At 44.1% G+C, this 26,239-nt stretch carries 27 protein-coding genes and 1 riboswitch; of the genes, 19 read left to right on the top strand and 8 right to left on the bottom strand.

The window, feature by feature from the left end:
• The first annotated feature begins 655 nt into the window (after positions 1-655).
• Positions 656-1,849 (top strand): ornithine--oxo-acid transaminase, encoded by a 1,194-nt coding sequence (locus ACNAZ4_RS11550; protein WP_415814573.1) that lies wholly within the window; start codon positions 656-658, stop codon positions 1,847-1,849.
• A gap of 37 nt (positions 1,850-1,886) precedes the next feature.
• Here ACNAZ4_RS11550 and ACNAZ4_RS11545 read toward each other — a convergent pair whose 3' ends face one another.
• Positions 1,887-2,120, bottom strand: a complete 234-nt coding sequence (locus ACNAZ4_RS11545) for a DUF378 domain-containing protein (RefSeq protein ID WP_415814571.1) — start codon at positions 2,118-2,120, stop codon at positions 1,887-1,889.
• 203 nt (positions 2,121-2,323) lie between these two features.
• Here ACNAZ4_RS11545 and ACNAZ4_RS11540 point away from each other — a divergent pair, with 203 nt between their 5' ends.
• The 5 genes from ACNAZ4_RS11540 (at position 2,324) to ACNAZ4_RS11520 (ending at position 8,780) form a co-directional block, all read left to right on the top strand.
• Positions 2,324-3,487 carry an iron-containing alcohol dehydrogenase gene (locus ACNAZ4_RS11540; protein WP_415814570.1) on the top strand — a complete coding sequence of 388 codons (1,164 nt, stop codon included), beginning with the start codon at positions 2,324-2,326 and terminating at the stop codon, positions 3,485-3,487.
• Positions 3,488-3,745: 258 nt separating this feature from the next.
• Positions 3,746-3,836, top strand: a riboswitch (cyclic di-GMP riboswitch).
• Positions 3,837-3,981: 145 nt separating this feature from the next.
• Entirely contained in the window at positions 3,982-5,763 is a 1,782-nt protein-coding gene (locus ACNAZ4_RS11535; RefSeq protein ID WP_415814568.1) for an LPXTG cell wall anchor domain-containing protein, read from the top strand.
• Positions 5,764-5,828: 65 nt separating this feature from the next.
• On the top strand, positions 5,829-6,536 hold the full coding sequence (locus tag ACNAZ4_RS11530) for a class D sortase (RefSeq protein WP_415814566.1): 708 nt from the start codon (positions 5,829-5,831) through the stop codon (positions 6,534-6,536).
• 173 nt (positions 6,537-6,709) lie between these two features.
• Positions 6,710-8,059, top strand: coding sequence for a glucose-6-phosphate isomerase (locus ACNAZ4_RS11525; RefSeq protein WP_415814565.1), 1,350 nt, complete (start codon positions 6,710-6,712; stop codon positions 8,057-8,059).
• 313 nt (positions 8,060-8,372) lie between these two features.
• Positions 8,373-8,780 carry a YugN-like family protein gene (locus ACNAZ4_RS11520; protein ID WP_415814564.1) on the top strand — a complete coding sequence of 136 codons (408 nt, stop codon included), beginning with the start codon at positions 8,373-8,375 and terminating at the stop codon, positions 8,778-8,780.
• Here ACNAZ4_RS11520 and ACNAZ4_RS11515 read toward each other — a convergent pair.
• Positions 8,777-9,766 carry a potassium channel family protein gene (locus tag ACNAZ4_RS11515; RefSeq protein ID WP_415814563.1) on the bottom strand — a complete coding sequence of 330 codons (990 nt, stop codon included), beginning with the start codon at positions 9,764-9,766 and terminating at the stop codon, positions 8,777-8,779. The two genes, ACNAZ4_RS11520 and ACNAZ4_RS11515, sit on opposite strands and share 4 nt — an antisense overlap.
• Before the next feature lie 407 nt (positions 9,767-10,173).
• Here ACNAZ4_RS11515 and ACNAZ4_RS11510 point away from each other — a divergent pair, with 407 nt between their 5' ends.
• From ACNAZ4_RS11510 to ACNAZ4_RS11450, 13 genes are all read left to right on the top strand, one after another.
• Complete coding sequence (locus ACNAZ4_RS11510) at positions 10,174-10,377, top strand: hypothetical protein (protein ID WP_415814562.1); 204 nt, start codon at positions 10,174-10,176, stop codon at positions 10,375-10,377.
• Positions 10,378-10,506: 129 nt separating this feature from the next.
• Positions 10,507-11,097 (top strand): undecaprenyl phosphate transporter UptA, encoded by a 591-nt coding sequence (gene uptA, locus ACNAZ4_RS11505; RefSeq protein ID WP_415814561.1) that lies wholly within the window; start codon positions 10,507-10,509, stop codon positions 11,095-11,097.
• Positions 11,098-11,213: 116 nt separating this feature from the next.
• A complete protein-coding gene (locus ACNAZ4_RS11500) occupies positions 11,214-12,758 on the top strand; it encodes a spore germination protein (RefSeq protein WP_415814559.1) in 1,545 nt (514 codons plus the stop codon).
• Between the two features lie 3 nt (positions 12,759-12,761).
• Positions 12,762-13,871: a GerAB/ArcD/ProY family transporter gene (locus ACNAZ4_RS11495; protein ID WP_415814557.1), complete on the top strand. Its 1,110-nt coding sequence runs from the start codon at positions 12,762-12,764 to the stop codon at positions 13,869-13,871.
• Positions 13,846-15,102 carry a Ger(x)C family spore germination protein gene (locus tag ACNAZ4_RS11490; RefSeq protein WP_415814556.1) on the top strand — a complete coding sequence of 419 codons (1,257 nt, stop codon included), beginning with the start codon at positions 13,846-13,848 and terminating at the stop codon, positions 15,100-15,102. The genes ACNAZ4_RS11495 and ACNAZ4_RS11490 overlap by 26 nt, the downstream gene beginning before the upstream one ends.
• A complete protein-coding gene (locus tag ACNAZ4_RS11485; protein ID WP_415814554.1) occupies positions 15,103-15,258 on the top strand; it encodes a hypothetical protein in 156 nt (51 codons plus the stop codon).
• A 95-nt stretch (positions 15,259-15,353) separates the two neighbouring features.
• The gene (locus ACNAZ4_RS11480) at positions 15,354-16,241 is read left to right on the top strand and encodes a helix-turn-helix domain-containing protein (protein WP_415814553.1); all 888 of its coding nucleotides are present in this window, start codon (positions 15,354-15,356) and stop codon (positions 16,239-16,241) included.
• Between the two features lie 43 nt (positions 16,242-16,284).
• A complete protein-coding gene (locus ACNAZ4_RS11475) occupies positions 16,285-16,704 on the top strand; it encodes a hypothetical protein (RefSeq protein WP_415814552.1) in 420 nt (139 codons plus the stop codon).
• Positions 16,705-16,867: 163 nt separating this feature from the next.
• Positions 16,868-17,434 (top strand): TVP38/TMEM64 family protein, encoded by a 567-nt coding sequence (locus tag ACNAZ4_RS11470; protein ID WP_415814551.1) that lies wholly within the window; start codon positions 16,868-16,870, stop codon positions 17,432-17,434.
• Between the two features lie 213 nt (positions 17,435-17,647).
• Complete coding sequence (locus ACNAZ4_RS11465; protein WP_415814549.1) at positions 17,648-18,226, top strand: sulfurtransferase TusA family protein; 579 nt, start codon at positions 17,648-17,650, stop codon at positions 18,224-18,226.
• A 14-nt stretch (positions 18,227-18,240) separates the two neighbouring features.
• On the top strand, positions 18,241-18,630 hold the full coding sequence (locus tag ACNAZ4_RS11460; protein ID WP_041964856.1) for a DsrE/DsrF/DrsH-like family protein: 390 nt from the start codon (positions 18,241-18,243) through the stop codon (positions 18,628-18,630).
• 27 nt (positions 18,631-18,657) lie between these two features.
• The gene (locus ACNAZ4_RS11455) at positions 18,658-19,779 is read left to right on the top strand and encodes an MBL fold metallo-hydrolase (protein WP_415814547.1); all 1,122 of its coding nucleotides are present in this window, start codon (positions 18,658-18,660) and stop codon (positions 19,777-19,779) included.
• Between the two features lie 140 nt (positions 19,780-19,919).
• On the top strand, positions 19,920-21,353 hold the full coding sequence (locus ACNAZ4_RS11450) for a bifunctional metallophosphatase/5'-nucleotidase (RefSeq protein WP_415814545.1): 1,434 nt from the start codon (positions 19,920-19,922) through the stop codon (positions 21,351-21,353).
• Between the two features lie 529 nt (positions 21,354-21,882).
• Here ACNAZ4_RS11450 and ACNAZ4_RS11445 read toward each other — a convergent pair.
• The 6 genes from ACNAZ4_RS11445 to ACNAZ4_RS11420 all read right to left on the bottom strand — a co-directional run bounded on the left by ACNAZ4_RS11445 (position 21,883) and on the right by ACNAZ4_RS11420 (position 26,072).
• Positions 21,883-22,470, bottom strand: a complete 588-nt coding sequence (locus ACNAZ4_RS11445) for a peroxiredoxin family protein (RefSeq protein WP_415814544.1) — start codon at positions 22,468-22,470, stop codon at positions 21,883-21,885.
• Positions 22,467-23,078 carry a hypothetical protein gene (locus ACNAZ4_RS11440; protein ID WP_415814543.1) on the bottom strand — a complete coding sequence of 204 codons (612 nt, stop codon included), beginning with the start codon at positions 23,076-23,078 and terminating at the stop codon, positions 22,467-22,469. Before ACNAZ4_RS11440 ends, ACNAZ4_RS11445 begins: the two co-directional genes overlap by 4 nt.
• Positions 23,075-23,488, bottom strand: coding sequence for an OsmC family protein (locus ACNAZ4_RS11435; RefSeq protein WP_415814542.1), 414 nt, complete (start codon positions 23,486-23,488; stop codon positions 23,075-23,077). The genes ACNAZ4_RS11440 and ACNAZ4_RS11435 overlap by 4 nt, the downstream gene beginning before the upstream one ends.
• A gap of 69 nt (positions 23,489-23,557) precedes the next feature.
• Positions 23,558-24,625: a HAMP domain-containing sensor histidine kinase gene (locus tag ACNAZ4_RS11430; RefSeq protein ID WP_415814541.1), complete on the bottom strand. Its 1,068-nt coding sequence runs from the start codon at positions 24,623-24,625 to the stop codon at positions 23,558-23,560.
• Positions 24,612-25,307, bottom strand: coding sequence for a response regulator transcription factor (locus ACNAZ4_RS11425; protein WP_415814540.1), 696 nt, complete (start codon positions 25,305-25,307; stop codon positions 24,612-24,614). The genes ACNAZ4_RS11430 and ACNAZ4_RS11425 overlap by 14 nt, the downstream gene beginning before the upstream one ends.
• A gap of 45 nt (positions 25,308-25,352) precedes the next feature.
• Complete coding sequence (locus ACNAZ4_RS11420; RefSeq protein ID WP_415814539.1) at positions 25,353-26,072, bottom strand: cytochrome c biogenesis CcdA family protein; 720 nt, start codon at positions 26,070-26,072, stop codon at positions 25,353-25,355.
• Between the last annotated feature and the right edge of the window lie 167 nt (positions 26,073-26,239).

Here is a 26,239-nt window from a genome sequence, read left to right as displayed (position 1 = left end):
GTGCACCAATAAAGTCGATTGGAGCTCCGGAAAACCAGAAACTGGTAAAACGGTGCACCAATAAAGTCGATTGGAGCTCCGGAAAACCAGAAACTGGTAAAACGGTGCACCAATAAAGCCGATTGGTGCCCTAAAACACCAGAAACTGGGAAAACAGAGCACCAATAAAGCTGATTGGTGCCCTAAAACACCAGAAACTGGGAAAACAGAGCACCAATAAAGCTGATTGATGCCATGAAACACCAATAATTGGTAAAACGGTGCACCAATAAAGCCGATTGGTGCCCTAAAACACCAGTAACTGGGAAAACGGTGCACCAATAAAGCCGATTGGTGCTCTGAAACACCAATAACTGGTAAAACAGTGCATCAATAAAGTCGATTGGTGCTCCGAAACACCAATAACTGGGAAACGGTGAATTAATAAAGCCGATTGGTGCTCTGGAACACCAGTAACTGGGAAAACGGTGCACCAATATACCTGATTGGTGCCATGACGGACAGAAATCCAACATGAAAGGAGAAAAGTCCCTCATTGGTAAAAGAATCAAGGAATCTTTCTGCTATTCTCTCTTTTAGGGGGTTAAAATGAAAGAGCTTACAGGTTACAATATGATTGTCTAACCAATTTTTTCATTGGAACGGAGGAAGGTTCATGTCTACAAAAACGAGTTCACTGATTGAACAGACTCAAAAATATGGTGCGAATAACTATCATCCGCTGCCAATCGTTATTGCGAAGGCTGAGGGAGTTTGGGTTGAGGATCCAGAAGGCAATAAATACATGGACATGCTTAGTGCTTATTCTGCTGTCAACCAGGGTCACCGTCACCCGAAAATCATCCAGGCGCTAAAGGACCAGGCTGATCGCGTGACGCTCACTTCAAGGGCATTCCACAATGACCAGCTTGGGCCGTGGTATGAGAAGATTTGCAAGCTGACGAACAAAGAAATGGCCTTGCCGATGAACACAGGTGCTGAGGCAGTGGAAACGGCTGTGAAGGCTGCTCGCCGCTGGGCCTATGATGTCAAAGGGGTTGCAGAGAACCAGGCTGAAATCATTGCATGTATCGGAAACTTCCATGGCCGGACGATGACTGCTGTTTCGTTATCTTCTGAGGAAGAATACAAGCGCGGCTTCGGGCCGATGCTGCCAGGAATCAAGTTGATACCATACGGTGACCTGGAAGCCCTGAAGGAAGCCATCACACCAAATACTGCAGCGTTCCTGATTGAACCGATCCAGGGCGAGGCTGGTATCGTGATCCCTCCTGAAGGCTTCATGAAGGAAGCTTTTGATGTATGTAAAGATAACAATGTATTATTTATTGCCGATGAAATCCAGGCTGGCCTGGCAAGGTCCGGAAAGATGTTCGCATGCGAATGGGAAGACATCGAGCCTGACATGTATATTCTCGGAAAAGCACTTGGCGGCGGGGTATTTCCGATTTCCTGTGTTGTAGCTGATCATGATGTGCTGGGTGTTTTTAACCCGGGCTCACACGGATCGACTTTTGGGGGCAATCCGATGGCATGTGCTGTTTCCATCGCGTCTCTTGATGTGCTGATTGATGAGAAACTTGCCGACCGTTCGCTGGAGCTTGGAGAATATTTTGTCGGCAAGCTTCGCGAAATCGACAACCCAATCATCAAGGAAATCCGCGGCCGCGGTCTGTTCATCGGGGTTGAGCTGACAGAACCTGCACGCAAATATTGTGAAGAATTGAAAGAAGAAAGCCTGCTATGCAAGGAAACGCATGATACAGTCATCCGTTTTGCACCGCCGCTGGTCATCAGCCAGGAAGAACTGGACTGGGCCATCGAACGAATCAAGAAAGTCTTATCTTAAAATGATAAAAACCCGCCTGTTTGGCGGGTTTTTGGTTTTAACGGGTAGCGCGCGGTTCTGCTGCTCTTTCCTCTCTTTCGCTTGGTGCGAAAAGAAGTCCAATGTTAATTAAGCCAGCAAGCCCTACTAGTCCGTAGACGATTCTTGACAATGCTGCATCCTGGCCGCCGAAAATTGCTGCCACAAGATCAAATTGGAAGAATCCGACTAAGCCCCAGTTAATGGCCCCGATTATGGTAAGAACAAGTGCTGCACGTTGAATACCGCTCATGGATATTTCCTCCTTAAAATAAATTTGTTCGTTTATAGATTGTTTCAGCACGGCATGAAATATTCATCCGTCGTCTATTTATTACCTACCCGACAAAAAAAGGTTGTAACTTTTTTCAGCACATTAGAGAACATTAAGAGAGTATATTTTTTGCAATGCGTTTTGAAAAAGAACATAATAAGCCCTAGAGGAAGGTGAATCAAATGGACAACTTTACATTTTACAATCCAACAAAACTGATTTTTGGCAAAGGCCAGCTAGAGGAACTAAAAAATGAAGTTCCCCAATATGGAAAGAAAGTCCTGATGGTTTATGGCGGCGGGAGCATTAAGCGCAATGGGCTTTATGATTCTGTGATGAGCACGCTTAAAGAAACTGGAGCGGAAGTATTCGAGCTTTCCGGTGTGGAACCGAATCCCCGTTTGTCGACTGTCCATAAGGGCGTAAAAATCTGCAAGGAAGAAGGCATTGAATTCCTTCTGGCAGTAGGCGGAGGCAGCGTCATCGACTGCACGAAGGCAATCGCCGCCGGAGCAAAATATGATGGCGATGCATGGGACCTGGTTACCAAGAAAGCTTTTGCTTCAGAAGCTCTTCAGTTTGGAACGGTGCTCACTTTGGCAGCTACAGGCTCAGAAATGAATGCCGGTTCTGTCATCACGAACTGGGAAACGAATGAAAAGTACGGATGGGGAAGCCCGGTAACATTCCCAAAATTTTCGATTCTTGATCCTGTGAACACTTTTTCAGTGCCGAAGAACCAGACGATTTACGGCATTGTTGATATGATGTCACATGTTTTCGAGCACTATTTCCACTTAACTGAGAACACGGAATTCCAGGACCGCATGTGTGAATCTTTGCTTCTGACAGTGATGGAGACAGCTCCAAAGCTGCTTGATGACCTGGAGAACTATGAATACCGTGCAACAATCCTTTACGCCGGAACGATGGCCCTGAATGGCATCCTGAATATGGGCTACCGCGGTGACTGGGCTACCCATAATATCGAACACGCTGTATCTGCTGTATACGATATCCCTCACGGAGGCGGCCTTGCGATCCTGTTCCCGAATTGGATGAAGCACAACCTCAAGGTAAAGCCAGAGCGATTCAAGAAAATGGCTGTCAGAGTATTCGGCGTGAACACAGAAGGCAAGACGGACGAAGAGGCTGGACTGGAAGGAATCGAAAAGCTTCGCGAATTCTGGAACAGCATCGGAGCACCGTCCCGACTCGCTGATTATGACATTGACGACAGCAAGCTTGACTTGATGGCAGATAAAGCAATGGCGAACGGAGAATTTGGCAACTTTGCAAAAATGAACAAAGATGACGTAGTCGAAATCTATCGTATGTCATTGTAAAACTGAAACAGTTAAGGACCCGGGAATGAATCCTGGGTCCTTTGTCTTTGTATTGGGACAAAAATCATATTCATTCTTCTGCAAAAAAGCGAATAAATCCTGAAAATATCCCTTTTGACGGTGGATTAATGCAAATGGAGAAAAATTTACCAATAAATTTTATAGGTCTTTATGTTTAAGCTGCTAGATAACTGTGGTAATTCTTAAAATGTAAGACAAGGAAGCCCAGGAATATTTTACATAAGCAAAAAACATCATTCATGCCAATAGCAAACCTGTTGAAAAGCAGGGACGCAAAGCCAGGAGTCTAAGGTTGCGAAATTGCAGCTATGACAGTCCAGCCGCCATGGAAAAGAATCATTCCGGGCGGCTTTTTTTGTCCAATTTTATTGGTGAATTCTCTCGGAAAGGAGGCTACTTATCAATTTAAATATCTGAATATTCAGTCTATTTGTTAAGCGAATTTTTAATAACACAAAAAAGGGGACGAGAAATTGAAAACAACTATTATGAAAAAAATATCAGCAGTCTCAATTGCATTCCTAATGTTATTTTCACTGACAATACCAGCACTCGCAAATGAGAATGAAGGTGCGTCGCTAGATAAGGATGAAGATGTAAATCTTAATATTGAAGTCGATGAAGCAAATCAAGCAGAAGACAACAGTGATACAAACGAAGCAGGTAATGATGAATCAACTCAAGAAGAAAACAGTGACACAAACCAGGCAGCGAATGACGAATCAACTCAAGAAGAAAATGATGAGTCAAAACAAGCAGCAACTGATGAGTCCAACCAAGAAGAAAAAGATACTTCGGATCAAGGAGCAACTGATGAGTCCAACCAAGAAGAAAAAGATACTTCGGATCAAGCAGCCAACGATGGTTCAAATCAAGACAAAAATGTTGAATCTACTAATGAAGAAACCAATAGTTCAGACAAGGATGACAAGGATTCTGGTGAAGGCACTAAAGTGAATGCCAATAAGAGCACAGAAATCCACCTGCACCTGAAAAACTGTACAGAAGATGTTGAAAAAGTAGAGGTTGAGTTAAATGGTGTTTGGAATGTTATGTCCAACCCAGGTAACTCGCCACTTTATAAACTGAAAGATGGCGGTGAGTTTGTAAAGGGTGACATCACTGCATTCAGGCTTACTTTTGAGACAGGGACTGTACAAACCTTTTCAATGGATGAAGTTAGAGTAGGAACAGAAGCGGAAGGATCGATTAACTATTGGCTTGAAAGCTGTTCTATTGATGAAGAAGACAATTCTGAAGAACCTGGGGATGGAACTTTAGAACCCGGTGATGGAGAAGAGAACCCAGGAGATGGGACTGAAAACCCGGGTGAAGGCACGGAAGAACCAGGAGACGGTAATGGAAAAGATCATGGTGAAGAAAATGGCAATAAAAGCACCGAAATCCATCTGCATCTAAAAAACTGTACTGCTCCAGTTGAGAGTGTTTTTGTTAAATTAAATGGTGAATGGGAAGAAATGTCCAATCCAGGGAAATCCCCGCTCTATAAGCTCAAAGATGAAGGCGAATTTGTAAAGGATGATATCACGGAATTTAAGCTTGTATTTGAATCAGGAGCTGAAAGAATCTATAAAGTTGAAGACATCAGAGTAGGAGTAGAAGCAGAAGGATCCATTAATTATTGGATTGAGGACTGCACAGTACCAGAGGAGGATAACAAGGAAACACCAGGGGATGGAACGGGAGATAACAACGAAGGCCCCGATCAAGGTGGAGAATCTCCGGAAGTTATTCAAATTGTAAAAGAACTTTATATCAACTTTAGGATGGATATTGAAACAATCGTCAACCTGACCTTGTTAATGGATAGTGGAGAGAGAATTCAACTCACTCGGATTAACAACCTATGGAAACTAAACTTTGCCAATGGTTTAGCTGTTACAGATATCAAGGGAATTGAACTTGAGTTTGAGGATGGAACAACCAAATTTATTGCGCTAAACTCGCTCTCTTTTGAGTTGAAGGATCAGGTTATTCAATTGGAGATTGATGAAGCAGTCCTGGGTGTTGATGATGAAACAGGCGTTGATCATGAACGTGATACTGACGTGGATGAAGAAACATGGAAAGTTGGTCATAATCAAAACAATTCTGGAGGAGACAATAATCAGAATTGGTCCGGAAAAGTACTCCCAAAAACGGGCGAAAGCAGCAAAATGATGTTTTATATTGTAGGATTCCTGCTTATGGCAGCAGGTACAGGATTAAGAATGAGAAAGCCCATCAGGAACTAAAGGATAGGGGGGAAGAGATTCCCCTCTTTCTTTTGACTTATTATCTTAAAAATGGAGTGTGCAAAATGAAAAAAGTACTGTCCTTAATGTTCATAATATCCGGAGTGATTCTGTTTTTATATCCTTCCATATCAAATTTATATACAGATTATCAGCAGGAGAAGTTAATGAATGAGTGGGAAGCAAAAACATTTGAAGCTGAAGCAGCTGATATCACTTTTAATAAAGAAGATGCAAAAGAGAGTCTGGATGAGCTTAATGAAGTTTTCGAAGTGAAAGAGGAGGATCAAGTAGATCAAACAAACAATCAAGCGGTCAATGAAGAACAGCCGGGCACCGATAGTGACTCAACAAAGAAACAGTCAGAACGCAACAAGTCCTCTATGGTTGGGGTAATTGAAATAGATAAAATCAATTTGCGTTTACCCATTCTCTATGGCGCCTCTCAGGGTAACCTTGATGTTGGTGCAGGCCTGCTGAATGGAACTTCCCTTCCTGGTAATCCGGGAAACAGCGCGATCGCTGCCCACCGAAGCCGATCGTATGGAAGAATGTTTAACCGCCTTGATGAAATCGGCGCAGGGGATGTTGTTACTGTAAGGGGGCAAAACGGAACATTCCAATATAAAGTTTATGAAACTCTTGTAGTAAAACCTCAAGATGTTTCTGTATTAAGCGGCAGCAAAGATGAAAAGACTTTGATGCTCATTACCTGCACACCGATTGATACGGCAACGCACAGATTGATCGTTAAAGCCAAGCAGCTTCCATAATGAGGGAGTTACTTTTCTGTTTACTTTGGATAAACAAAAACAGCAGGAGTGCCCGATTTTAAAGTTTACTTAAAATTTCACAATTGGGCACGCTTACATTTGGGGGTGTTTCTTGATTATTGAGTTTCATTTGGTTAAAGTGATAGAGAATATAAAATAATGGAGGATCAGACATGACACATGTTCGTTTTGATTACTCAAAGGCGTTAAGCTTTTTTGGTGAACACGAAGTTACATACTTAAGGGATTTTGTAAAAGTAGCCCATCATTCATTGCATGAGAAAACAGGTGCGGGCAGCGACTTTTTAGGCTGGATCGACCTGCCTGTAGACTATGATAAAGAAGAATTTTCCCGCATCCAGAAGTCAGCGGAAAAGATCAAGAGCGATTCTGATGTCCTGCTTGTTGTCGGGATTGGCGGCTCTTATCTTGGAGCGCGTGCGGCACTTGAATTTTTGCAGCACAGCTTCTATAACGCTCTTCCAAAGGAAAAGCGCAACACTCCGCAGGTCATTTTTATCGGCAATAACATCAGTTCGACTTACATGACAGATGTGATGGACCTTCTGGAAGGAAAAGACTTCTCGGTCAATGTGATTTCAAAGTCTGGTACAACTACCGAGCCTGCGATTGCTTTCCGCATTTTCCGCAAGATGCTTGAGGAGAAGTATGGTGTGGAAGAAGCACGCAAGCGCATCTACGCGACTACAGACAAAGCTCGCGGTGCATTGAAGACTCTTGCAGACGAAGAAGGCTATGAATCATTCGTGATTCCAGATGATGTCGGCGGGCGCTATTCTGTTCTGACTGCAGTAGGCTTGCTGCCGATCGCTGTCAGCGGTTCGAATATTGAAGAAATGATGAAAGGTGCGGCACAGGCAAGGGAAGATTTCGGCAAATCCGAGCTTGAAGAAAACCCTGCGTACCAGTACGCTGCTGTTCGTAACGCGCTTTACAATAAAGGTAAAACAATCGAAATGCTGATCAACTATGAGCCATCCCTTCAGTACTTCTCTGAATGGTGGAAGCAGCTGTTCGGCGAAAGTGAAGGAAAAGACCAGAAGGGAATCTATCCTTCATCTGCGAACTTCTCGACAGACCTTCACTCAATGGGACAGTATGTGCAGGAAGGACGCCGCGATTTGTTCGAGACGATCATCAAGGTTGAAAAGCCTCGCCATGAACTGACAATAGAAGAAGCTGAAAGCGATCTTGACGGCTTGAACTATCTTGCAGGCAAGACAGTTGATTTCGTGAATAATAAAGCATTCCAAGGAACAATGCTTGCCCACACTGATGGAGGCGTGCCAAATCTGGTTGTGGAGATTCCTCAGCTTGATGAGTATACATTCGGATACCTGGTATACTTCTTTGAAAAAGCATGCGCGATGAGCGGCTACCTGCTTGGCGTTAACCCATTCGACCAGCCGGGCGTGGAAGCGTATAAAGTGAACATGTTCGCACTGCTTGGTAAACCAGGCTTCGAAGAAAAGAAAGCTGAATTGGAAAAGCGACTTAAATAACAATGAAAAAGGAGTATCCTCTGGGGTACTCCTTTTTGTTTTGAAATGGAAAATATGGCCCGGAATTTCCAGTTCGCCAATAAATTTTGATTTTCGCCAATAAACATGTGGAAATCGCCAATAAAAATAAATTTTCGCCAAAAAAGTTGTGAAAACCGCCAATAAAATCATATTTTCGCCATAATAGCCATTAAACACAGCTCCCTCATGTGCCTCAGTCCCGGATACCTGGCTTATCCAAACTTCCACCACTCATTAAATGTGCTATTTTGGTTAAAACTAAGCAAAAACATTTGGAAAGGCGGACAAACCATTGATCGAGATACAATCTGAGCTTGAGGGCAAACATTTTGATCTATATAAACTGGAACAGCTGCTTAAACCGCTGGGGTATTCCGTTGGGGGAAACTGGGATTATGACCATGGAGCCTTCGATTACAAAATTGATGACGAAGTGGGCTACCAATTTTTGCGTCTTCCGTTCAAGGCGATCGATGGCCAGCTGGATTCGAAAGGCTGCACTGTACAATTGCAGCGCCCATTCCTGCTGTCCCATAAATACCAGCGAGGCCTTGATGACCATGCGGAGGTCGGGAATGCCAGCGCATCCTTCAACCAGTTCCAGGAACCGGTAGATAAGGATGCAAGTTTTCCGGAAAAGTACATTGAGGTTGGGAAGTCGCTTGTCCGCGAGGCGGAGGCTGCTTTATTGCCTTATTAACCGCTCGAGATGGAGAGAAGCTGATCATCGAATTTAATCTTGATGTTCCTTGTGGGGTTGACGATTATGTCATCCCCTCTTTTTATTCCAATCAGGATAATATTCCGTTCCCTCAGCAAAAAGCTGCTGGCTTCCTCGAACTTCTTGTCCATCAGAGTGGTTTCCGCCTCAATATAAGTTAATCGTTTGCCATTTAATTCGCCTAACAAATCCAATAGAGGATCCACGACGTCCGCGGAAGCGATGCTGTTCATAAGGACCGCACTGGTCAAAGCATTTGCGGGGATCAGCTCATCTGCCCCGGCCCGCCTTGCGTTATTGATCTGTTCGCTTGTCTGGATCTCTGCGATGCAGCGAATGTCAGGATTCAGCCCTTTGATGGCCAGCAGTGTCAGAATAGTATTCATATCAGCCTGCAGTTCATCCAGGTTCTGGTCTGATGTGATAATCACTTTTCTGGCTGTTGAAATACGGGCATTCAATAGAGTTTCATCCTTGTTGGCCCTTCCCCGGATAAAATGTACATTGCCTTCTCTGATTGGATTTGAGCCGAGCGTGTCGTCAACCAGGACGACGGATTCGGATTTAATGAGGGACCTGATGATCGTGCGGGACCTTTCGTTCCAGCCGATGATGATGATATGGCCGCTCCCTTTAAACCCAACTCTTCCCTCCGTGTATGCATTTTGTTTGGTAACCGTTGCTGCTGACAGGTGAATGAAATAGGATGATAAAAATCCAGTACCCACGAGGAGCAGGAACATGGCTGTCAATCTTCCTGCAGTAGAAACAGGGTAATAGTCTCCGTATCCAACTGTCGATGCTGTGATGATGGCCCACCAGACCCCATCAAAAACGGTTGGGAAGTTTTTGGGCTCTATGAAATGAATGGCCGATCCAAACAGGAAAATCATCAACGCTGCAATCACCAGGATTCTTGCGAGAATCGGCAGCCTGACAAAGCGGAAATATAACTGATTCGTCATTTAGATTCCTCCTCTTTCAGTTTTTTTGTATGTAAGAAAGCAATTATTACTTTTCCCTATTTTCCTGCCGAAAAACGGACTTAGGAAAATTTATGTAATTCTATTGTTGTCGAGCAATATCACTTTTACACAAGGCTCTTTTCTCAAACTTTGTTGCTATCCTTTAAAAGATAGAATGGAACCACCTAAGATTATTCACATAATTAATGCTTATGCTGAGAAAAGAGCTTGCAAACTTAGTACCGACATACAAAATAGCTATTACACGTTAAAATCGGCTTTAGGATTTTAACAACAATCTTTCTGAAAACAGCCTTACACAAAAAATCGCCAATAGTTCATTAGCCCGTACCGAATCTTCTCCCTCACGTAATATGGTTAGTGAGAAGAAAGGAGGCGTTATCTTTATGTCATTAAACTGGGGCTCCAATATCTTGTTATTTCTTGCTTGTATGGTCGCTGGCTGGGCATTGATCCAATTCGGACCGATGCTGATGAGTCTGTCTGGAGGCATTTTCGTCATTATAGGTGTCATTGTTATTGTACTTTTCGCTTTCGTTATCATCTTCATCGGCTTGAGGGTACTGCTGAGAGGCGGTTGGCGCGGCTGACGTTTCCCTTTCAAAGAATCTGTCTAAATGGCAGGTTCTTTTTTAGGTTCAGGTGTAAAATAGAGATAAACTTGTACATTGTCCAATATATTATGGAAGAGAAGCAGCAATTGAATTGGAGTGAAAGATATGCATGATTTCATGATGAATGCTTTGGACTGGCTGTCGGGCCTTGGATACTTTGGGATTGCCCTAGGATTGATGCTTGAGGTCATCCCGAGTGAGATTGTCCTTGGATATGGAGGATATATGATTTCCAATGGGACCATCGGTTTTGCAGGGGCAGTTGTTGCGGGAACGATCGGCGGGACGCTTGCGCAGCTATTCCTGTACTGGCTCGGTTATTTGGGTGGGCGTCCGGTGTTGGAGAAATACGGGAAGTTCTTATTGATCAACAAGCACCATCTTGAAGTATCGGAAAGATGGTTTGAACAATATGGAGCAGGTGTGATTTTTTCAGCAAGATTCATTCCTGTGGTAAGGCATGCAATCTCGATACCGGCCGGGATTGCGGGTATGTCAGCCATAAAGTTCACGTTTTATACGGTGGCTGCGATGATTCCTTGGACTGTATTTTTCCTTTATCTCGGCATTGTCCTTGGTGAAAACTGGTCAGGTATCAAGGACGTAGCCAGGCCGTACATAATCCCCCTCAGCATCATTGCCCTAGGAGCGGGTGCCGTCTATTTGCTGGCAGCACGGAAAAAGAATAAGGATTGAGCAGCTCAGGAAACTTCCTGAGCTTTTTATATGGTTAAAACTCATAAAACATAGGAGTTTAGTAAAAGTTAAGAAAAGGAAATAAGCCAACCGCACTGGCAGGGAGTAGATTCAATATGTTAAAGGAAATGCTTACGCTGTTCAAGAAACAGCAAAAACAACCTTCTCCCTCAGCGGACAAGCTAACGGGAGAACAGACTGCCCTAAAAGACCAGAAGATCTCAGCGAATCTTGAAGACAATCTTTCGGTGATCAGGAAACTGTACAGCATTCCCGACAACAAGGATATAAAGTTACGTGAAATGTACCTTGAGGGCTTTGGGAAAAATGCTGCCCTCATCTTCATCAGCACGATCTCAGATGTTAAGAGTATTGAAGAAAATATCCTCAAGCCCCTCGCGGAAAACAAATCGGCAAACAAAAAGGTGAAGGATGTCATTTCCATCCAGATGGTACATGAAATTGGAGTATTCAAGGATGCCGTAAAGGATGTCAATAAAGGAAATGCCCTGCTCCTGCTGGATGGAGAAGCAAGGGGCTACATTCTTGATTGTCCTGATTTCCAAAGCAGGGCCGTCGAAAAGCCTGACAGTGAGATCTTGATCAAAGGTCCGAAAGAGGCTTTTAATGAAAAAGCCGTAGTCAATATCTCATTGCTCAGGAAGAAAATCAAAAATGAGAACCTGATGGTGGAAGTCATCGAAGTTTCGCAGCGTTCACATAATGATGTGTACATTCTTTACATTCGCGGTCTGGCCAATGATAAGCTGATTGACAACATCAAGAAACGATTGGGGAGCCTTGAAGTCAATGCCATCCAGAACTTATCGCTGCTTGAGGAATATATTGAGGAACGGAATTATTCGTTATTTCCTAGCATGCTTTCGACAGAGAGGCCAGACAGGGCAGCCTCTTTTTTAGAAGATGGCTATATCGTCCTCTTAATGGACAACTCACCAGATAGTCTCGTTCTCCCTGCGACATTCTGGTCTTTCTTTCACACTCCTGAGGATCACTATCTTAGGTTCTTTTATGGGAACTTTACGAGGGCATTAAGAATGACAGCCCTTTTTATCACGATTTTCACATCTGCTATTTACATATCGATTACCACTTTCCATGCTGAAATGATTCCCCCAGACTTGCTCCTGGCAATTGCCGCATCACGGGAAAAGGTTCCTTTCCCTGCGGTGATAGAAATTTTGATCATGGAGTTGGCATTCGAATTGATCAGGGAAGCAGGTCTGCGCGTGCCCAGTCCAATAGGTCCGACCATCGGAATTGTAGGAGCTCTTATCCTTGGACAGGCAGCCGTTGAGGCGAATATCATCAGTCCAATTGTCATTATTGTTGTGGCACTGGGTGGTCTCAGCTCGTTTGCAGTCAGTGATATAAGCCTGAACTTCGCCGTCAGACTGATGCGCTTTCTATTTATCCTGAGTGCCGCGATGATGGGGATTTATGGTATGACTGCAATGTTTGTCGGAGGCCTATTCTATATGGTCTCAATTAAGTCATTTGGCGTGCCGTATTTAGCGCCTATGTCACCAAATTTCAAGTCATCGAAGGATACGATCTTCCGCAGGCTTACGAAAAATGAACTATTAAGGCCAGGCTTCCTGAAAAGTACAGATTTACAAAAAAAGACTAATGGAGAATAGCCGATGAAACAGGATAAGGGGAAAATTGGCATAAAAGAATATTTCGCTATTATCTCGTTGACCATTGGAGCGAAGTTGAGTGACGACACCCCTGCGATCATTTATGGAAATGCCAAAAATGCCGGGTGGATAGCAACGCTGCTGATTGGCATTCTTTCACTTGTACCGATCCTCTTATTGATAAAAGTGTACTCAGTTCATAAAGGCAAAAATCTGCATGAAATCTTATTGCACCTTTTCGGAAAACTCTTAGGGAATATTCTATCTGTATTGTTGATAATCGGCGGGACAGCAGCAGTGATTGCAGATTCAGGTACATACGTTGACATAATAGGCACGATGTATTTTACGAAAACACCAGCCATCATCCTTTACATCATCTTAATGGTTATTTGCGCATATGGAGCAAAGAGGGGCATAGAACAGATTGGCTCTGTATCCTGGCTTTTGCTGCCTTACATTAAGATCACGTTATTCATCGCGCTGATTTTTACTTTTCGCGAAGGGACAATAGGTTATCTTTTCCCGTTTTGGGGTGAAGGGCCGCTCGAAGTGGCAAAAGCTTCTGTGAAAAATGTTTCAATTTTTGTTGATTTTTTCTTTCTGGCACTGATCATGCCTGTCGTCTCCTCATACAAGGATATGAAAAAAGGCACCCTTATCAGTCTGGGGTTCTTAACAATTGAATTGAGCCTGGCGCTTGTGGGGTTTGTTGCTTTATTTGACTATACGACTGCGGAAATGTTGAACTATCCTTTCCATGAAACGATCAGATATATTCAAATAGGATTCCTGGCAAATGTAGAAACCTTATTCTTTCCCTTTTGGCTGGTCGCAACTTTTATACGGTTTTCGTTTTATCTATATCTAATCGCCATATTCCTGGGAGGCGTTCTAAAGATCAAGGAGTTTGAGTATCTCATTCCTTTGATCGCGACCATTATTTTGCTGATTGGATTGACACCGGATGCTCCATCGATCACTCTTTACTCGCTGAGGGAAAAAATCCTTGTCATCTTGAGTCCTGCTTTTATGATGCTGCCGCCGTTAATGTGGGTAGTGGCGAAAATACGGGGGGATTTTAAGAATGAAAATTCACTCTATAATAATTAAAGCTACGGTCCTGGTCGTCTTAACCTTGAGCCTGTCGGGATGCTGGGACCATAAGGAACTGGATGATAAGGCATATGTCATTGGTATAGGACTTGATAAGCATAAAGCAGAGGGAAAGGTCAGAGTCACATACCTGATTGCAAATCCGGAGGTGGGTTCTCAGCAGACTTCGGGAGGAGCGAATGAGCCGCCTCAGGAAATCGTGACTTTGGTTGCCGATGATTTCATTTCATCGCGCAATACAGCCAATACGGTGGTGGCGAAGGAAATATCCTATGACCTGCTTCAGGTGCTTATCGTATCAGAAGAATTAGCCAGAGACCCGGATTTTATCAGGGTCATCTACAGTGCAACCAAGGATCGGGAAATTAAGCGAAGCACACAATTCATTGTCACCCGGGAGGATGCAGCTGATTTTATAAGAAATAATCACCCGAGAATTGAAACAAGGCCACATAAATTTTTAGAATTGATGATCGAAAGGGGCCAGGAAACTGGCATGCTTCCTGAAGCTGACTTGAATAGTTTTTTCCGGGTCACCGAGAGCGATGCCGATTTATTTCTGGCGATCTACGCTACCACCAAAAAAGTGGGCAAAGATGAACTGCAAACCACCGACGATGACCTGATGGCGGGTGAGATTCAAGTGGAAGGCACGACAACCAATGCTCAATTTATTGGATCTGCTGTCTTCAAAGAAGGAATGATGGTTGGCAAAATAACCGGAGAAGAGACAAGGATATCGAGTCTGTTAGACAATACATGGACAACCGAGGATATCCTGACTGCTGTTAAGGATCCTTTCGACGAGAGGTATAAAATATCCTTAAGAATATCACAGAAAAGAAACAATAAATTTAAACTGATCACCGGAAAGGGCCGGCCGAAAATTGAAATTGAAGTCCCTTTATTCATAGAAGTATACAGCGACCCAAGTATGATCAATTACGCAAAGAATCGCGATAAGGTAAAGGAGCTCAAAAGGTCGCTCACTGCTGAGGTAGAAAAAAATTTCAATGATTTTATTGTCTACAGTCAGCAAGAATTAAAAGGAGATACATTCGATTTATCCATACCGATAAGGAAGCAGTTTGCGACTCTGCGGAAATTCAGGGAATTTGACTGGATGCACACCTATCCAGATGCAGAGGTGAAGGTGAATGTCTCCATCCGGTTTGGTGAATTTGGGCGACAGACGAAACTGCCTAAGCTGGAAGAGGTGAGGGATTAGATGGTATTGATTATGTGGATCGCCATTGCTTTGATCATTTTGTATTATTTCTTATTGGGTATAACCCTCTGGCGTCAAAAAAACAAGATTGGATCAATCGTCGTCATCCTTCTGTCTTTGGCATGCATTGCACTCCATTACTTTTCCTATCAATGAATGTGCCAGCCAGATTAGGCTGGTACAAATTTTTAAATTTTACGAACACTATGATAATATATAATAAAATAATCACGTTAAAATGGGGTGTAGGGATGAGCCTGGTTGGATATAACTTCGGAAAGATACTTAAGTCTTCAAGAATTTTCAAGGGATTGACTGAGGCACAGTTGGCTGCAGGGATATGTTCTGAAGAAGATATCATTCAATTTGAACAAGAAGAGAAATATCCAACAATTGATCAATTATATAAAATGGCCTCAAGGCTTGAAGTAGAGCTTAACCATTTTTTCGATATCGCTTCAACAGATACATACAATTATGCAATCGCTGTCACGGAATTGATCAAGAAATATAAACGAGAGCGTGATTATGCCGCCATTAATGAAATCATCCAGAAGGAACAGGATAATCCGCTTTTCAAGCATACGTCTTTCAATCAATTTTTAATCTGGCACGAGGGAATCTGTACCTACTACCTTGAAGAAGATAAGCAGAAATCCATCACGTTGCTGGAGCAGGCCCTTGCCATGACCCATAAGGAACAGGCTTTGATGACCGAGCGCGAAATTGAGATTTTGACCAGTATGGCCATCATCGAGAAGGATAGCGGGGACCTGGACACGGCTGTCAATCTTTTCAGAAATGCCTTGAATCAACTGACAGAGCTGCCTCAAGTCCAGGACTCAAGCATCTGGCTAAGGATTCTGTACGGCCTTGCACAGGCACTGTCAAAGCAGGAAAAGTATGAGGAGTCACTCATCTACTGCAGCAAAGGAATCGATAATTGTATATATGAAGAAAATATGTATTTATTTGGAGAACTTTATTACCAAACAGGCATGAATTTCATTAAATTGGGTAAAGAAAACAAAGGTAAAGAATATCTGGAAAAAGCAATCATGATATTCAAACTGCAGCAAAATGACAAGTTTGCTAGTTTAGTAAGTACTGAAATGGAAAAATTATTGAAATATTGCTGATACGCATCACGCCTTTTTATTCGGAGGCAGAGGAGGTAAAAAAATGAAGAGAACAATAGTGCTGACCATTTTTGCTGCATTTTTTGCAGGTGTGTCAGGTTTGGGTCATGGAGATAGGAGCCTGGCGGATTTGCCGTCACAACACTCACAAAGTGGAAATCTCATAGCGGATTTGCCGTCACAGCATTCAGTCGATGGAGTCATCGTAGCCGACCTGCCTTCACAGCACTCAGTCGATGGTGTTATCCTAGCCGATTTGCCATCACAGCATTCAGTCGATGGTGTTATCACAGCCGACCTGCCGACACAGCATGCATACGAAGAATCAATGACAGCAGATCTCCCTTCACAGCATTCACAGAGCGGTACCAGCATTGCTGATTTGCCATCCCAGCACTCGCAGAACGGGACAAACCTGGCAGACCTGCCGTCACAGCATAGTTATGGCGAAGTATTAGTATAAGGATTTCTAGAACAGCCTGGGCCGATTTGGTCAGGTTGTTTTTTAATGGGGATGAAACTCCGGGATCTTTCATGTTTTTCTGCAAAACTTCGGTTAGAATAGACCAAGTAGGGTGCATTGCAGAAGCGATGACAAAACCAACGGATTTTTTTCGGAGGCTTAAATGACATTATTAGAAACTTTATCTGGGCAGCCGGTATGGGCCGCAATACTAATCAGCCTGTGTGTCAGTGTGATCATTTCGATACTTGGGGTCTTACCGAGCGCCTTTGTGACGGCTGCCAACATTATATACTTTGGTTTTAGTGGCGGACTTGTCCTTTCGATCATCGGAGAAGCCGCCGGGGCAATCATCAGCTTTTTTCTATACCGAAAAGGGGTAAAGAAACTGGGACGGAAAATCAATCCTCGAAAAACGATACCAGGATTGGAGCGGCTTAAGAGCACTGCTGGAACAGAAGCGTTTGTCCTGGTCCTTTTATTGCGGCTATTCCCATTCGCCCCTTCTGGGTTGGTGACGCTTGCTGCTTCATACAGCAAAATGGGAACTCCTGCTTTCATGATATCGAGTACAATCGGGAAAATCCCTGCACTCTTCATCGAGGCCTATTCGGTCAACACTCTGCTGGGCTGGAAAACAGAGTACCAGCTGGCAATGGCAGCCGGGGTGGTAGTGGCAGGTGTCTGCTACTATTATTTCACAAAGAAGAAAAGAAAACGTGGGATGTAGGGTGAAGTTTACCAACAAAGTGTCTGTATCAAGCATCATCTGACAAAGAATCAGCAACTGCCTGCAGCAAAACAAAATGGTTGCTGTTTTTTTTTTATTTTATTTACAATATACGCATAGTTTTTACCGTGGGAGGTATATAAACTAGGGGAGTTTTTTGCAGTATGGATTCCGCGAATTCATAAATACTAAACTTTAGGAAGGGGGATTACTATGTCAATTTCTGCGGATAAAGTACTGGACGCAAAAGGACTTGCGTGCCCGATGCCGATTGTCAAAACGAAGAAATCCATGAATGAGATGGAACCTGGACAGGTTATTGAAGTGCAGGCGACTGACAAAGGATCTACAACAGATCTTAAAGCATGGGCTCAAAGTACAGGCAATCAATACCTCGGTACAATCACGGATGGAGATGTGCTGAAGCATTATGTGCGTAAAGCGAGTGAAGATGAACTGAACAATGTATCGCCACACCCACATACAGCCACACTTGAAGAAGTGCTGACAAAACTGGAAGGCGAAGAGAAGATAACGGTTCTCGATGTAAGGGAATCTGCTGAATATGCTTTTGGCCATATTCCGAATGCAAAATCAATTCCTCTTGGGGAACTAGAGCAGCGATTCAATGAATTGGATCCTGAAGAGGATGTCTATATCATATGCCGCTCCGGATCAAGAAGTGATATGGCAGCGAAGAAGCTTGCTGAAAAAGGATTCAAGAAAACAATAAATGTTGTTTCAGGAATGAAGGACTGGACAGGACCTACAGAAACATCAGTTGAAAAATAAGGGGGAACCAAACAATGAAAGTAGCTATCATCGCCTCTAACGGCGGAATGTTCGATGCATATAAAGTATTCAATATCGCGACTGCAGCAGCAGCAACAGACGCAGAAGTAGGAATTTTCTTCACATTTGAAGGGCTTAACCTGATCCATAAGGAAGCGCATAAGCAACTACCTATGCCAGCAGGAACTGAGCACTTCCAGGAAGGATTCGCAAGAGAAAACGTTCCTCCAGTTGAGCAGCTTGTTGAAATGGCAGCTGAAATGGGAGTCAAAATGATTGCCTGCCAGATGACAATGGACGTTATGTCCCTTGAAAAAGACCAGTTCGTAGACGGCATTGACGTTGGCGGAGCCGCTTCATTCCTTCACTTCGCAAGCGATGCAGACATTACTTTGACATTCTAAGAATCAACTTAAAACAGGAGGAATGAAATGGTACAGACAATCACAGCAAAAGAATTAGCTCGAAAAGTCATTAGCCATGAAGACCTGTTTATCCTTGATACTAGAAATACCGGTGATTTCGATGATTGGAAAATCGAAGGCCGTAATGTAAAAGTCCATAATACCCCGTACTTTGACCTGCTTGAAGGCGTGGATCCGGTAAAGGATGTCCTGCCTAAGAATCAGGAAATTTACGTTGTCTGTGCAAAAGGCGGTTCGTCTGAATTTGTGGCGGAACAAATCGAAGAGGCAGGCTATACGAACGTCTACTCCATTGAAGGCGGCATGAAGGCCTGGAGCGAACATTTAGAGCCTGTTAAGATCGGTGACCTGAAAAATGGCGGATCACTTTATCAATTCGTCCGAATTGGCAAAGGCTGTCTTTCCTACCTGGTCGAGTCGAATGGCGAGGCCGCGATCATCGATACCAACCGGATGATCGAGCAGTATGAAGAATTCATGTCAGGCAAAGGCTTCAAACTTGTTGCCCTGCTTGATACACATCTTCATGCTGACCATATTTCTGGCGGCAAGAAACTTGCTGATAAAGTGGGTGCTAAATACTATCTTCCACCGAAAGATGCAGAAGAAGTGACCTTCGATTTTGAACCTCTTCAGGATGGCAATGAAATCAAGGTTGGAAACACCGTGATCCAGGCTTTGTACTCACCGGGCCATACAATCGGTAGTACGTCGTTCATCATTGATGATGAATATTTGCTGACTGGCGACATTCTGTTCATCGACTCAAGCGGACGCCCTGACCTGGCCGGATTGGCTCAGGACTGGGTAGGCGACTTGAGGAATACTTTATACAAGCGCTATAAAGAACTCGCTGATGAATTGCTCGTCCTTCCAGCTCACTACATGGGAATCAATGAAATGAATGATGACGGCAGCGTTTCCGAAAAGCTTGGCGTGCTTTACGCCGAGAACCATGGTTTGCAAATCGACAGCGAAGAGACGTTTAGGAAGACAGTCACCGAGAATCTTCCGCCTCAGCCTAACTCCTACCAGGAAATCAGGCAGATGAATATGGGCAAAATCAACCCCGACATCGAAGAACAGCAGGAAATGGAAATCGGCCCGAACCGATGCGCAGTGAGATAGTTGAAGAAAGGAGTACCTTACGAAGAGGGTACTCCTTTTTAATAACAAGGCTTTTTCCATAAGCATCATGCAATCAGGACGTTTACGGAAAAAGCTTTGAATTAATTTGAATTGAAATCATCGATTAAAAGGAGGATACTATGACCAAATTGACGATCATCCAGCAAAACGACACTCATGGAAGCATGGATTTTCATCACGAACTATTCTGGAAAGAAAACCAGGCCGAACTCCGGAAAATAGGCGGTTTCCCGAGGATTTCAAAGTACATCCAGGAATTGAAATCGCAAAATGACAATGTCTTAGTCCTTGATGGCGGCGATCTCTTTCATGGGACACTCCCTCTGGTTGCTTCAAAAGGCGAAGCGCTGATTCCGGCATTGCAAAAGATGGCACTGGATGGCTGGGTTCCGGGAAATTGGGATTTCGCCTACGGAAAAGAGCAATTATCTTCCCTGGCGGATGCTCTGCCTTTCCCTGCTGTTGCTTGTAACGTAAAGGATCAGGATTCCAATCAATCCTTTTTAAAGCCTTATATGATTAAAGAATTGAATGGCGTCAAGATAGGAGTCATTGGACTGACTTATCCATATGTCGAGGAGACCATGCCTGAAAGCTTTTCTAAAGGCCTTTCGTTCACAAAAGGGGTGGAAGAGGCCAGTAGTTGTGTAGAAGAGTTAAAAGACAAGGTGGATCTGATTGTGCTGCTGAGCCATATGGGTCTCCCGCTCGATGTTGAACTGGCAACCATGGTAGATGGTATTGATCTCATTTTATCCGGTCACAGCCATGACCGGATTGAACAACCAATCACCGTGAATGGTGCACTGGTCGTTCAGGCTGGATCCAGTGCTTCTTTTCTGGGAAAGCTGGATATCCAGCTTGAAGGGGGAAAAATAGAGGATTATCAGTATGAACTGGTAACAATCGATGAGAGCTTTCCTGTGGATGAGGAAATGGAAGGTATCATTGCCGGTATCCTCGAGCCTTACAGGAAGGAGCGGGAAAATGTCGTAGGCAGGACGGAGTCGATTTTACACAGGATGACCCTGAACGAAGCACCGATGGACCAGCTGATCACCGACGCTTATCTGCATGTATTAGATGACTGCGATTTGGCGTTTTCCCATGGTTGGCGTTATGGTACACCTGTTCAGCCAGGGGACATAACCGAATACGATCTGCATACCATCATCCCGACAAATCCTGAAATGTTCACGCTGAAGATGAGTGGTGAACAGCTGATGAATGCCCTCGAGAAGAATCTGGAGATGGTATTCTCCAGGGATCCTTTCAAGCAAAAGGGCGGATATATACTGAGATCCTCTGGCCTGTTCATGGCATTCAAGCCGTACAACCCCGAAGGCAACAGAATCCAGAAGCTGCTCGTTGGCGGCAAGGAACTCGACCTGAAAAAGAAATACAAAATCGCCGGCGGCGGGAAACAGCTGTTCAAAGGTGCAGAAAGCAATAAAACCTATCACGGCGTCCAGGCGGTCGATGTTATTAAGCAATACCTAAATGAAAACGGAGCATTCAAAGCCGAAGGAGAACCGAAAATCCTGAGCATCTAGACCGCTTTTGTTTAATGGACAATTCACGGACGTTGCAGGGTCAATATGTCCAAGAAAGAGATTTTAATGGACATTTCGCGGACGCGGCAGGGGCAAAATGTCCAAGAAAGAAGATTTAATGGACAATTCGCTGGCCATGCGGCATCAAAATGTCCAAGAAAGAGGGTTTAATGGACATTTCGAGGGCGGAGCGGCATCAAAATGTCCAAGAAAGAGAAATTAATGGACATTTCGAGGGCGTGGCAGGATNAAAATGTCCAAAAAAGAGGGTTTAATGGACATTTCGAGGGCGGAGCGGCATCAAAATGTCCAAGAAAGAGGGTTTAATGGACATTTCGAAGGCGTTGCAGGATCAAAATGTCCAAGAAAGAGGGTTTAATGGACATTTCGAAGGCGGAGCGGCATCAAAATGTCCAAGAAAGAGGGTTTAATGGACAATTCGCTGGCCATGCGGCAACAAAATGTCCATTAAAGAAGAAGCACCTTCAGTAAAACATCAAAAAAGTCACGGTCTATGCCGTGACTTTTCCTATTTAACCCCTGTGAGTTCCTTCATCATTTTCTCATCCATCGGTCCGACGATTTTCTTGGTGATCACGCCGTTTTCATCGAGGATGTAGCTGGTTGGGATGGTGAATGCCTGATAGGTTGTTCCTGCGGTTCCTTCCTCATCCAAAGGAATGGTAAAGGTTAAACCGTATTCATCAACAAATTTCTGGACTTCATCTACACCTTTATCCATGCTCGTCAGATTGACTGCGAGGATTTCAACGCCTTGATCGTGGTAGTCTTCATAGAAATTTTGCATATGGGGCATTTCAGCCTTGCATGGAGGACACCATGTTGCCCAGAAGTTCAAGATCACCCTTTTGCCGCGGTAATCCGACAGTTTGATTGTCTCTCCCTCCAGGGTCTTCAATTCCAGCTCAGGTGCCTCTGCGCCTTCTTTCAAAGAAGACAGCTTGGCACCCGGGATATCCTCAGTAGTTTCGACCGATTCTTCCGAAGGGGCTGTTGTTTTCTTTTCGCCTTCAGTCGAGCCTGGTTTCCAGATGTTCACGACCAAAATGACGACAGCCAGTGCCAATATCGCGAATGATAAAAGATTTTTGTTCAATGCGGTGATTCCTCCTTATTAAAACGCTGAAATACTAGCAGATAAATTCCAAGTGCAAAGATCAGCAGGTTTTCTGCTGAAAGCAAATTCGAAAAAAGACTGAGAACGAGTGCTTCTAGCATCAAGAATAATATAGCATATTCCTTCGATAGCTCCACTCTTTTAAAATAAAACGCTGCAAAGATTACCGCCAGGAGTGCCTGTATGCCAGCAGCTAGGAACTCCTCTGAAAATGCGAATAGCCCGGTCCAATAGAGCAAAAAGAAAAGGAAATAAGCCCGCAGATATTCCTTCACATTGACCGTGTTGTCCTTTTTCCTTTCAACCCAAAATAAATAGGCTGCAATGCCTGCGAAACCAAGGGTCTGGCCTTCTGTGCCACCGTTAAAATAAAGGAGGGAGAAGGGGGTATCAATGAACATCTTGAAATTGAAAACGGCATAGCTTAACTTATAGATGGCTATGTAAATGAAGAAGCTGTTCCAATACCAATCACCAATGCTCTTTTTTTCCCTGGCCCGGTAGATCAGGGCCCCGATAAATATGGCAGCAAACGCGGCAAGCAAGTCTGCCGGCAGCGTGAATCTGCCAATCGTTATATAATTCAAGCAACATCACCTTTTTTGGGCTGGTCTGGCGTGAATTCAATCTGATAGCGGATGTCGATGCTTCCAATGACAGATTGGATCATGCCGCAATTTTTCAGGACAAGGGCGGACATCTTCTCAGCTTGTTTCTCCTTATCCAATGAATCAGTCTGGACGGCAGCCTCGAATGTCAATCGTTCAATCCGGTTTGCTTCATCCGGGTTCCTGACTGCTGATACGTTTACGTCGATTCTTTTATAGTCTATTCTCTTTTTGACAAGAATATTTGCCAGCACCGCAGTACTGCAGCCGGTCAATGAGGATACAAACAGTTCCATAGGCCTGTATCCAAGTTCTGCATTCGGAGATATCGGCAGGAAACCATATTCCATTTCTCCGATCAGTTTCTCATTATAATAAGTAAATTGCATGTAAATCGCTCCTTTGAATTCGAAAACTACTTTTACAGTCCAGTATGTAATCGTATTGTTAAGGATTGATTAAGAAACGTCATGGAGAGGGAGCCTGATCCAAAATGAGTGATTATGCCCATCTGTATCAAGTCCTATTTGCCCCTGGTGAGCGTCGATGATACTCTTTGCGATCGCCAGTCCGAGACCGGCCCCTTCCGCTTTTGTGCTTCGGGATTCTTCAAGCCTGTAAAAACGTTCGAAAATAAGCTCTTTATTTTCCGAATCGATATAAGCACCTTCATGGGAAAAAGTTACTCTATAGTCTGCACCATCACGACGTCCCTGTATGGATAGGTGTCCGCCGGTGTCATAATCGATGATATTTTGCAGCAGATTCGAGAGGACTTGCTTCAAGCCATCTTTATGGCCCAGGACGGGACCGTTTTCGATCTGCTGGTTGAATGTCTCGAACCTGCTCGACAGCTTCAGGTGGAACGCTGCAAGCGATTCAGCCAATACTTGTTTCATATCGATTGCCTCAAATTGCTTTTCGGGAAGATGGGACTCCTGACTCCACGCATCTAGCTCAGCGATCAAATCGACAATCCTTGTAATTCGTCTGGACTCATCGAGAAGGGAACCGAACAGTTCCTGATCGCCTTCCAAGACACCATTTTGAAGGGCCTCAAGATACCCATTGATATTCGTCAGCGGCGTCCTTAATTCATGGGCGATATCCCTTAACATTTCTTCGCGCCTTTTTTGGACAAGCGAAAGGGTTTCGGTCATGCTGTTGAAGTTTTTGACCAGTTCCCCGAGTTCCCCGCTTGCCGGCACATCAATCTTCGAAGGAATCGTACCTGCTTTCACCTGGTTAGCCGCGGCCGCCATTGCTTTAACGGGTTTGACGATTCTTTTCACGGAAAAGTAATGCAAAAGACCTGCCGCGATAAAAGCGATGACACTCACTTTGATCAGGAATGAATTCAGTGTTTCAACGAGCTGCTGGCCGGTCACCTGTTCATGATTGACGAGGAAGCAGGCATAATCTTTCACCGATATCCCGGCCAGCATGATGACAAGAAGGATGACGACGCTGTTGACCGCAACCAGCTTGGATACTAACAAGTTCGCGATGCTTTTAATTCGCCGCAAATTTATACCCCATTCCTCTTACTGTCTGAATATAATCCTTCGGCGTTTTTTCTTTGATTTTTTCACGGAGATTCTTGATATGGACATCGATTGTCCGCTCCGTCACGGCCTTTTCATTATTTTCATAGATGGTATCAAGTATTTGCGTCCGCGAAAGGATCTGTCCAGGATGCTGCATGAACATATGGAGAAGCCTGAATTCAAAATTGGTCAAATCCAGTGGTTCGCCATCAACCAATGCCTGTCCTTTTGCCGGTTTGAGGGTCAGCCCGGTAAAGGTCAGCTTCCCGCATCTGCTTGCCGTCCTTCTCAGCACTGCTTGAATCCGAACCATAAGCTCAGCCGGACTGAATGGTTTTACCACATAATCATCAGCGCCAAGATTGAACCCCTCGATCCGGCTCTTTTCAGAAGCCTTTGCAGTCAGCATGATGACAGGCATCATGCTTTCCAGATCGTTCCGCAGCCAGCGGCATATTTCTTCACCGCTTTTGCCAGGAAGCATCAGGTCAAGGATAAGGATGCAGGGATCATATTTTTCAATCATTTCCTGGGCGTCAATTCCATTGTCCGCTTCGAGAACCTCATAGCCCTCATTCGTTAAATAGATTTTGACAAGCGTCCTTATTTTCGGATCGTCTTCAACTACCAATACACTTTTGCCGATCAGTTCTTTCTTCACAAAAATAGGTCACTCCTTCAGGCATTAAAATGGATCCTGTTATGATCAGAATTGGAATAAACTGTATGCTGACAGCCATGCACTGATTTTCTGCATCTGGCCCGACAGAACGAGAAAGCCCATGCCTACCATGATCATACCATTTACAAAAGCGAGCTTTGATAAGTATTTATTGATCTTCTTGATGGCTTTCAGTGAGTAGGAAATGACGAAAGAAATGACCAGGAAAGGCACAGCCATTCCAAGAGAGTAAGAGGTCAGCAGATACATTCCCTGATATAAAGTATCGGACGAGCTTGCCAGCAGCAGGATTGAGGATAGAGCCAACCCGACACACGGTGACCATCCGCTCGCAAACGCCATGCCAAGGAATACAGAACTGAAAACGCCTTTCGATTTCGTTTCGGAATGAACCTTTTTTTCCATCATCAAGAATTTTATATTCAGCAAGCCGGCCATCTGCAAGCCGAAAATGATGATCAGCAAACCGGCAATCTGCATAACGATCGTTCTGTAATTGGCGAAAACCTGTCCGAGGAACGATGCCGAAGCTCCCATGATCGTGAAAATCAGGCTAAAGCCAATGATGAATCCGAATGAACGGGTAAAAAGCGTAGCCCGATCGACAGCGACCTTTGACCCCTCAATCTTACCTCCTGTCAAATGAGTTATGTAAGCAGGTAGGAGAGGGAAAACGCAAGGGGAGAAAAACGATAGGATCCCCGCGGTAAAAGCAAAAAATAAACCTATATCTGACATATTCATGATCACTCCTTTTCTATCAACTATATTGGCTTTTCTTTGTTAAGGATTAATGAAGAAAGAACTCCTTTTATACCCCTGTTGGTATATACATGGATTTATTGTATAATGACTGAGTGTGACTTTCAATTTTTTTCTCTGTGATGCCGAAAGAAATCATAATCCCGCTC

The organism is Mesobacillus thioparans, from assembly GCF_965138835.1.
GTDB classification, from domain to species: domain Bacteria; phylum Bacillota; class Bacilli; order Bacillales; family Cytobacillaceae; genus Mesobacillus; species Mesobacillus thioparans.
The sequence above is the reverse complement of the archived record's forward strand: the minus strand, read 5'-3'. Positions and strand labels throughout refer to the sequence as shown.

Bases quoted from the DNA above. Each gene is read 5' to 3' on its own strand.
- ACNAZ4_RS11550 (WP_415814573.1), top strand. From the start codon at position 656: ATGTCTACAAAAACGAGTTCACTGATTGAACAGACTCAAAAATATGGT.
- ACNAZ4_RS11545 (WP_415814571.1), bottom strand. From the start codon at position 2,120: ATGAGCGGTATTCAACGTGCAGCACTTGTTCTTACCATAATCGGGGCC.
- ACNAZ4_RS11540 (WP_415814570.1), top strand. From the start codon at position 2,324: ATGGACAACTTTACATTTTACAATCCAACAAAACTGATTTTTGGCAAA.
- ACNAZ4_RS11530 (WP_415814566.1), top strand. From the start codon at position 5,829: ATGAAAAAAGTACTGTCCTTAATGTTCATAATATCCGGAGTGATTCTG.
- ACNAZ4_RS11525 (WP_415814565.1), top strand. From the start codon at position 6,710: ATGACACATGTTCGTTTTGATTACTCAAAGGCGTTAAGCTTTTTTGGT.
- ACNAZ4_RS11515 (WP_415814563.1), bottom strand. From the start codon at position 9,766: ATGACGAATCAGTTATATTTCCGCTTTGTCAGGCTGCCGATTCTCGCA.
- ACNAZ4_RS11510 (WP_415814562.1), top strand. From the start codon at position 10,174: ATGTCATTAAACTGGGGCTCCAATATCTTGTTATTTCTTGCTTGTATG.
- uptA (WP_415814561.1), top strand. From the start codon at position 10,507: ATGCATGATTTCATGATGAATGCTTTGGACTGGCTGTCGGGCCTTGGA.
- ACNAZ4_RS11500 (WP_415814559.1), top strand. From the start codon at position 11,214: ATGTTAAAGGAAATGCTTACGCTGTTCAAGAAACAGCAAAAACAACCT.
- ACNAZ4_RS11495 (WP_415814557.1), top strand. From the start codon at position 12,762: ATGAAACAGGATAAGGGGAAAATTGGCATAAAAGAATATTTCGCTATT.
- ACNAZ4_RS11490 (WP_415814556.1), top strand. From the start codon at position 13,846: ATGAAAATTCACTCTATAATAATTAAAGCTACGGTCCTGGTCGTCTTA.
- ACNAZ4_RS11485 (WP_415814554.1), top strand. From the start codon at position 15,103: ATGGTATTGATTATGTGGATCGCCATTGCTTTGATCATTTTGTATTAT.
- ACNAZ4_RS11480 (WP_415814553.1), top strand. From the start codon at position 15,354: ATGAGCCTGGTTGGATATAACTTCGGAAAGATACTTAAGTCTTCAAGA.
- ACNAZ4_RS11475 (WP_415814552.1), top strand. From the start codon at position 16,285: ATGAAGAGAACAATAGTGCTGACCATTTTTGCTGCATTTTTTGCAGGT.
- ACNAZ4_RS11470 (WP_415814551.1), top strand. From the start codon at position 16,868: ATGACATTATTAGAAACTTTATCTGGGCAGCCGGTATGGGCCGCAATA.
- ACNAZ4_RS11465 (WP_415814549.1), top strand. From the start codon at position 17,648: ATGTCAATTTCTGCGGATAAAGTACTGGACGCAAAAGGACTTGCGTGC.
- ACNAZ4_RS11460 (WP_041964856.1), top strand. From the start codon at position 18,241: ATGAAAGTAGCTATCATCGCCTCTAACGGCGGAATGTTCGATGCATAT.
- ACNAZ4_RS11455 (WP_415814547.1), top strand. From the start codon at position 18,658: ATGGTACAGACAATCACAGCAAAAGAATTAGCTCGAAAAGTCATTAGC.
- ACNAZ4_RS11450 (WP_415814545.1), top strand. From the start codon at position 19,920: ATGACCAAATTGACGATCATCCAGCAAAACGACACTCATGGAAGCATG.
- ACNAZ4_RS11435 (WP_415814542.1), bottom strand. From the start codon at position 23,488: ATGCAATTTACTTATTATAATGAGAAACTGATCGGAGAAATGGAATAT.
- ACNAZ4_RS11420 (WP_415814539.1), bottom strand. From the start codon at position 26,072: ATGAATATGTCAGATATAGGTTTATTTTTTGCTTTTACCGCGGGGATC.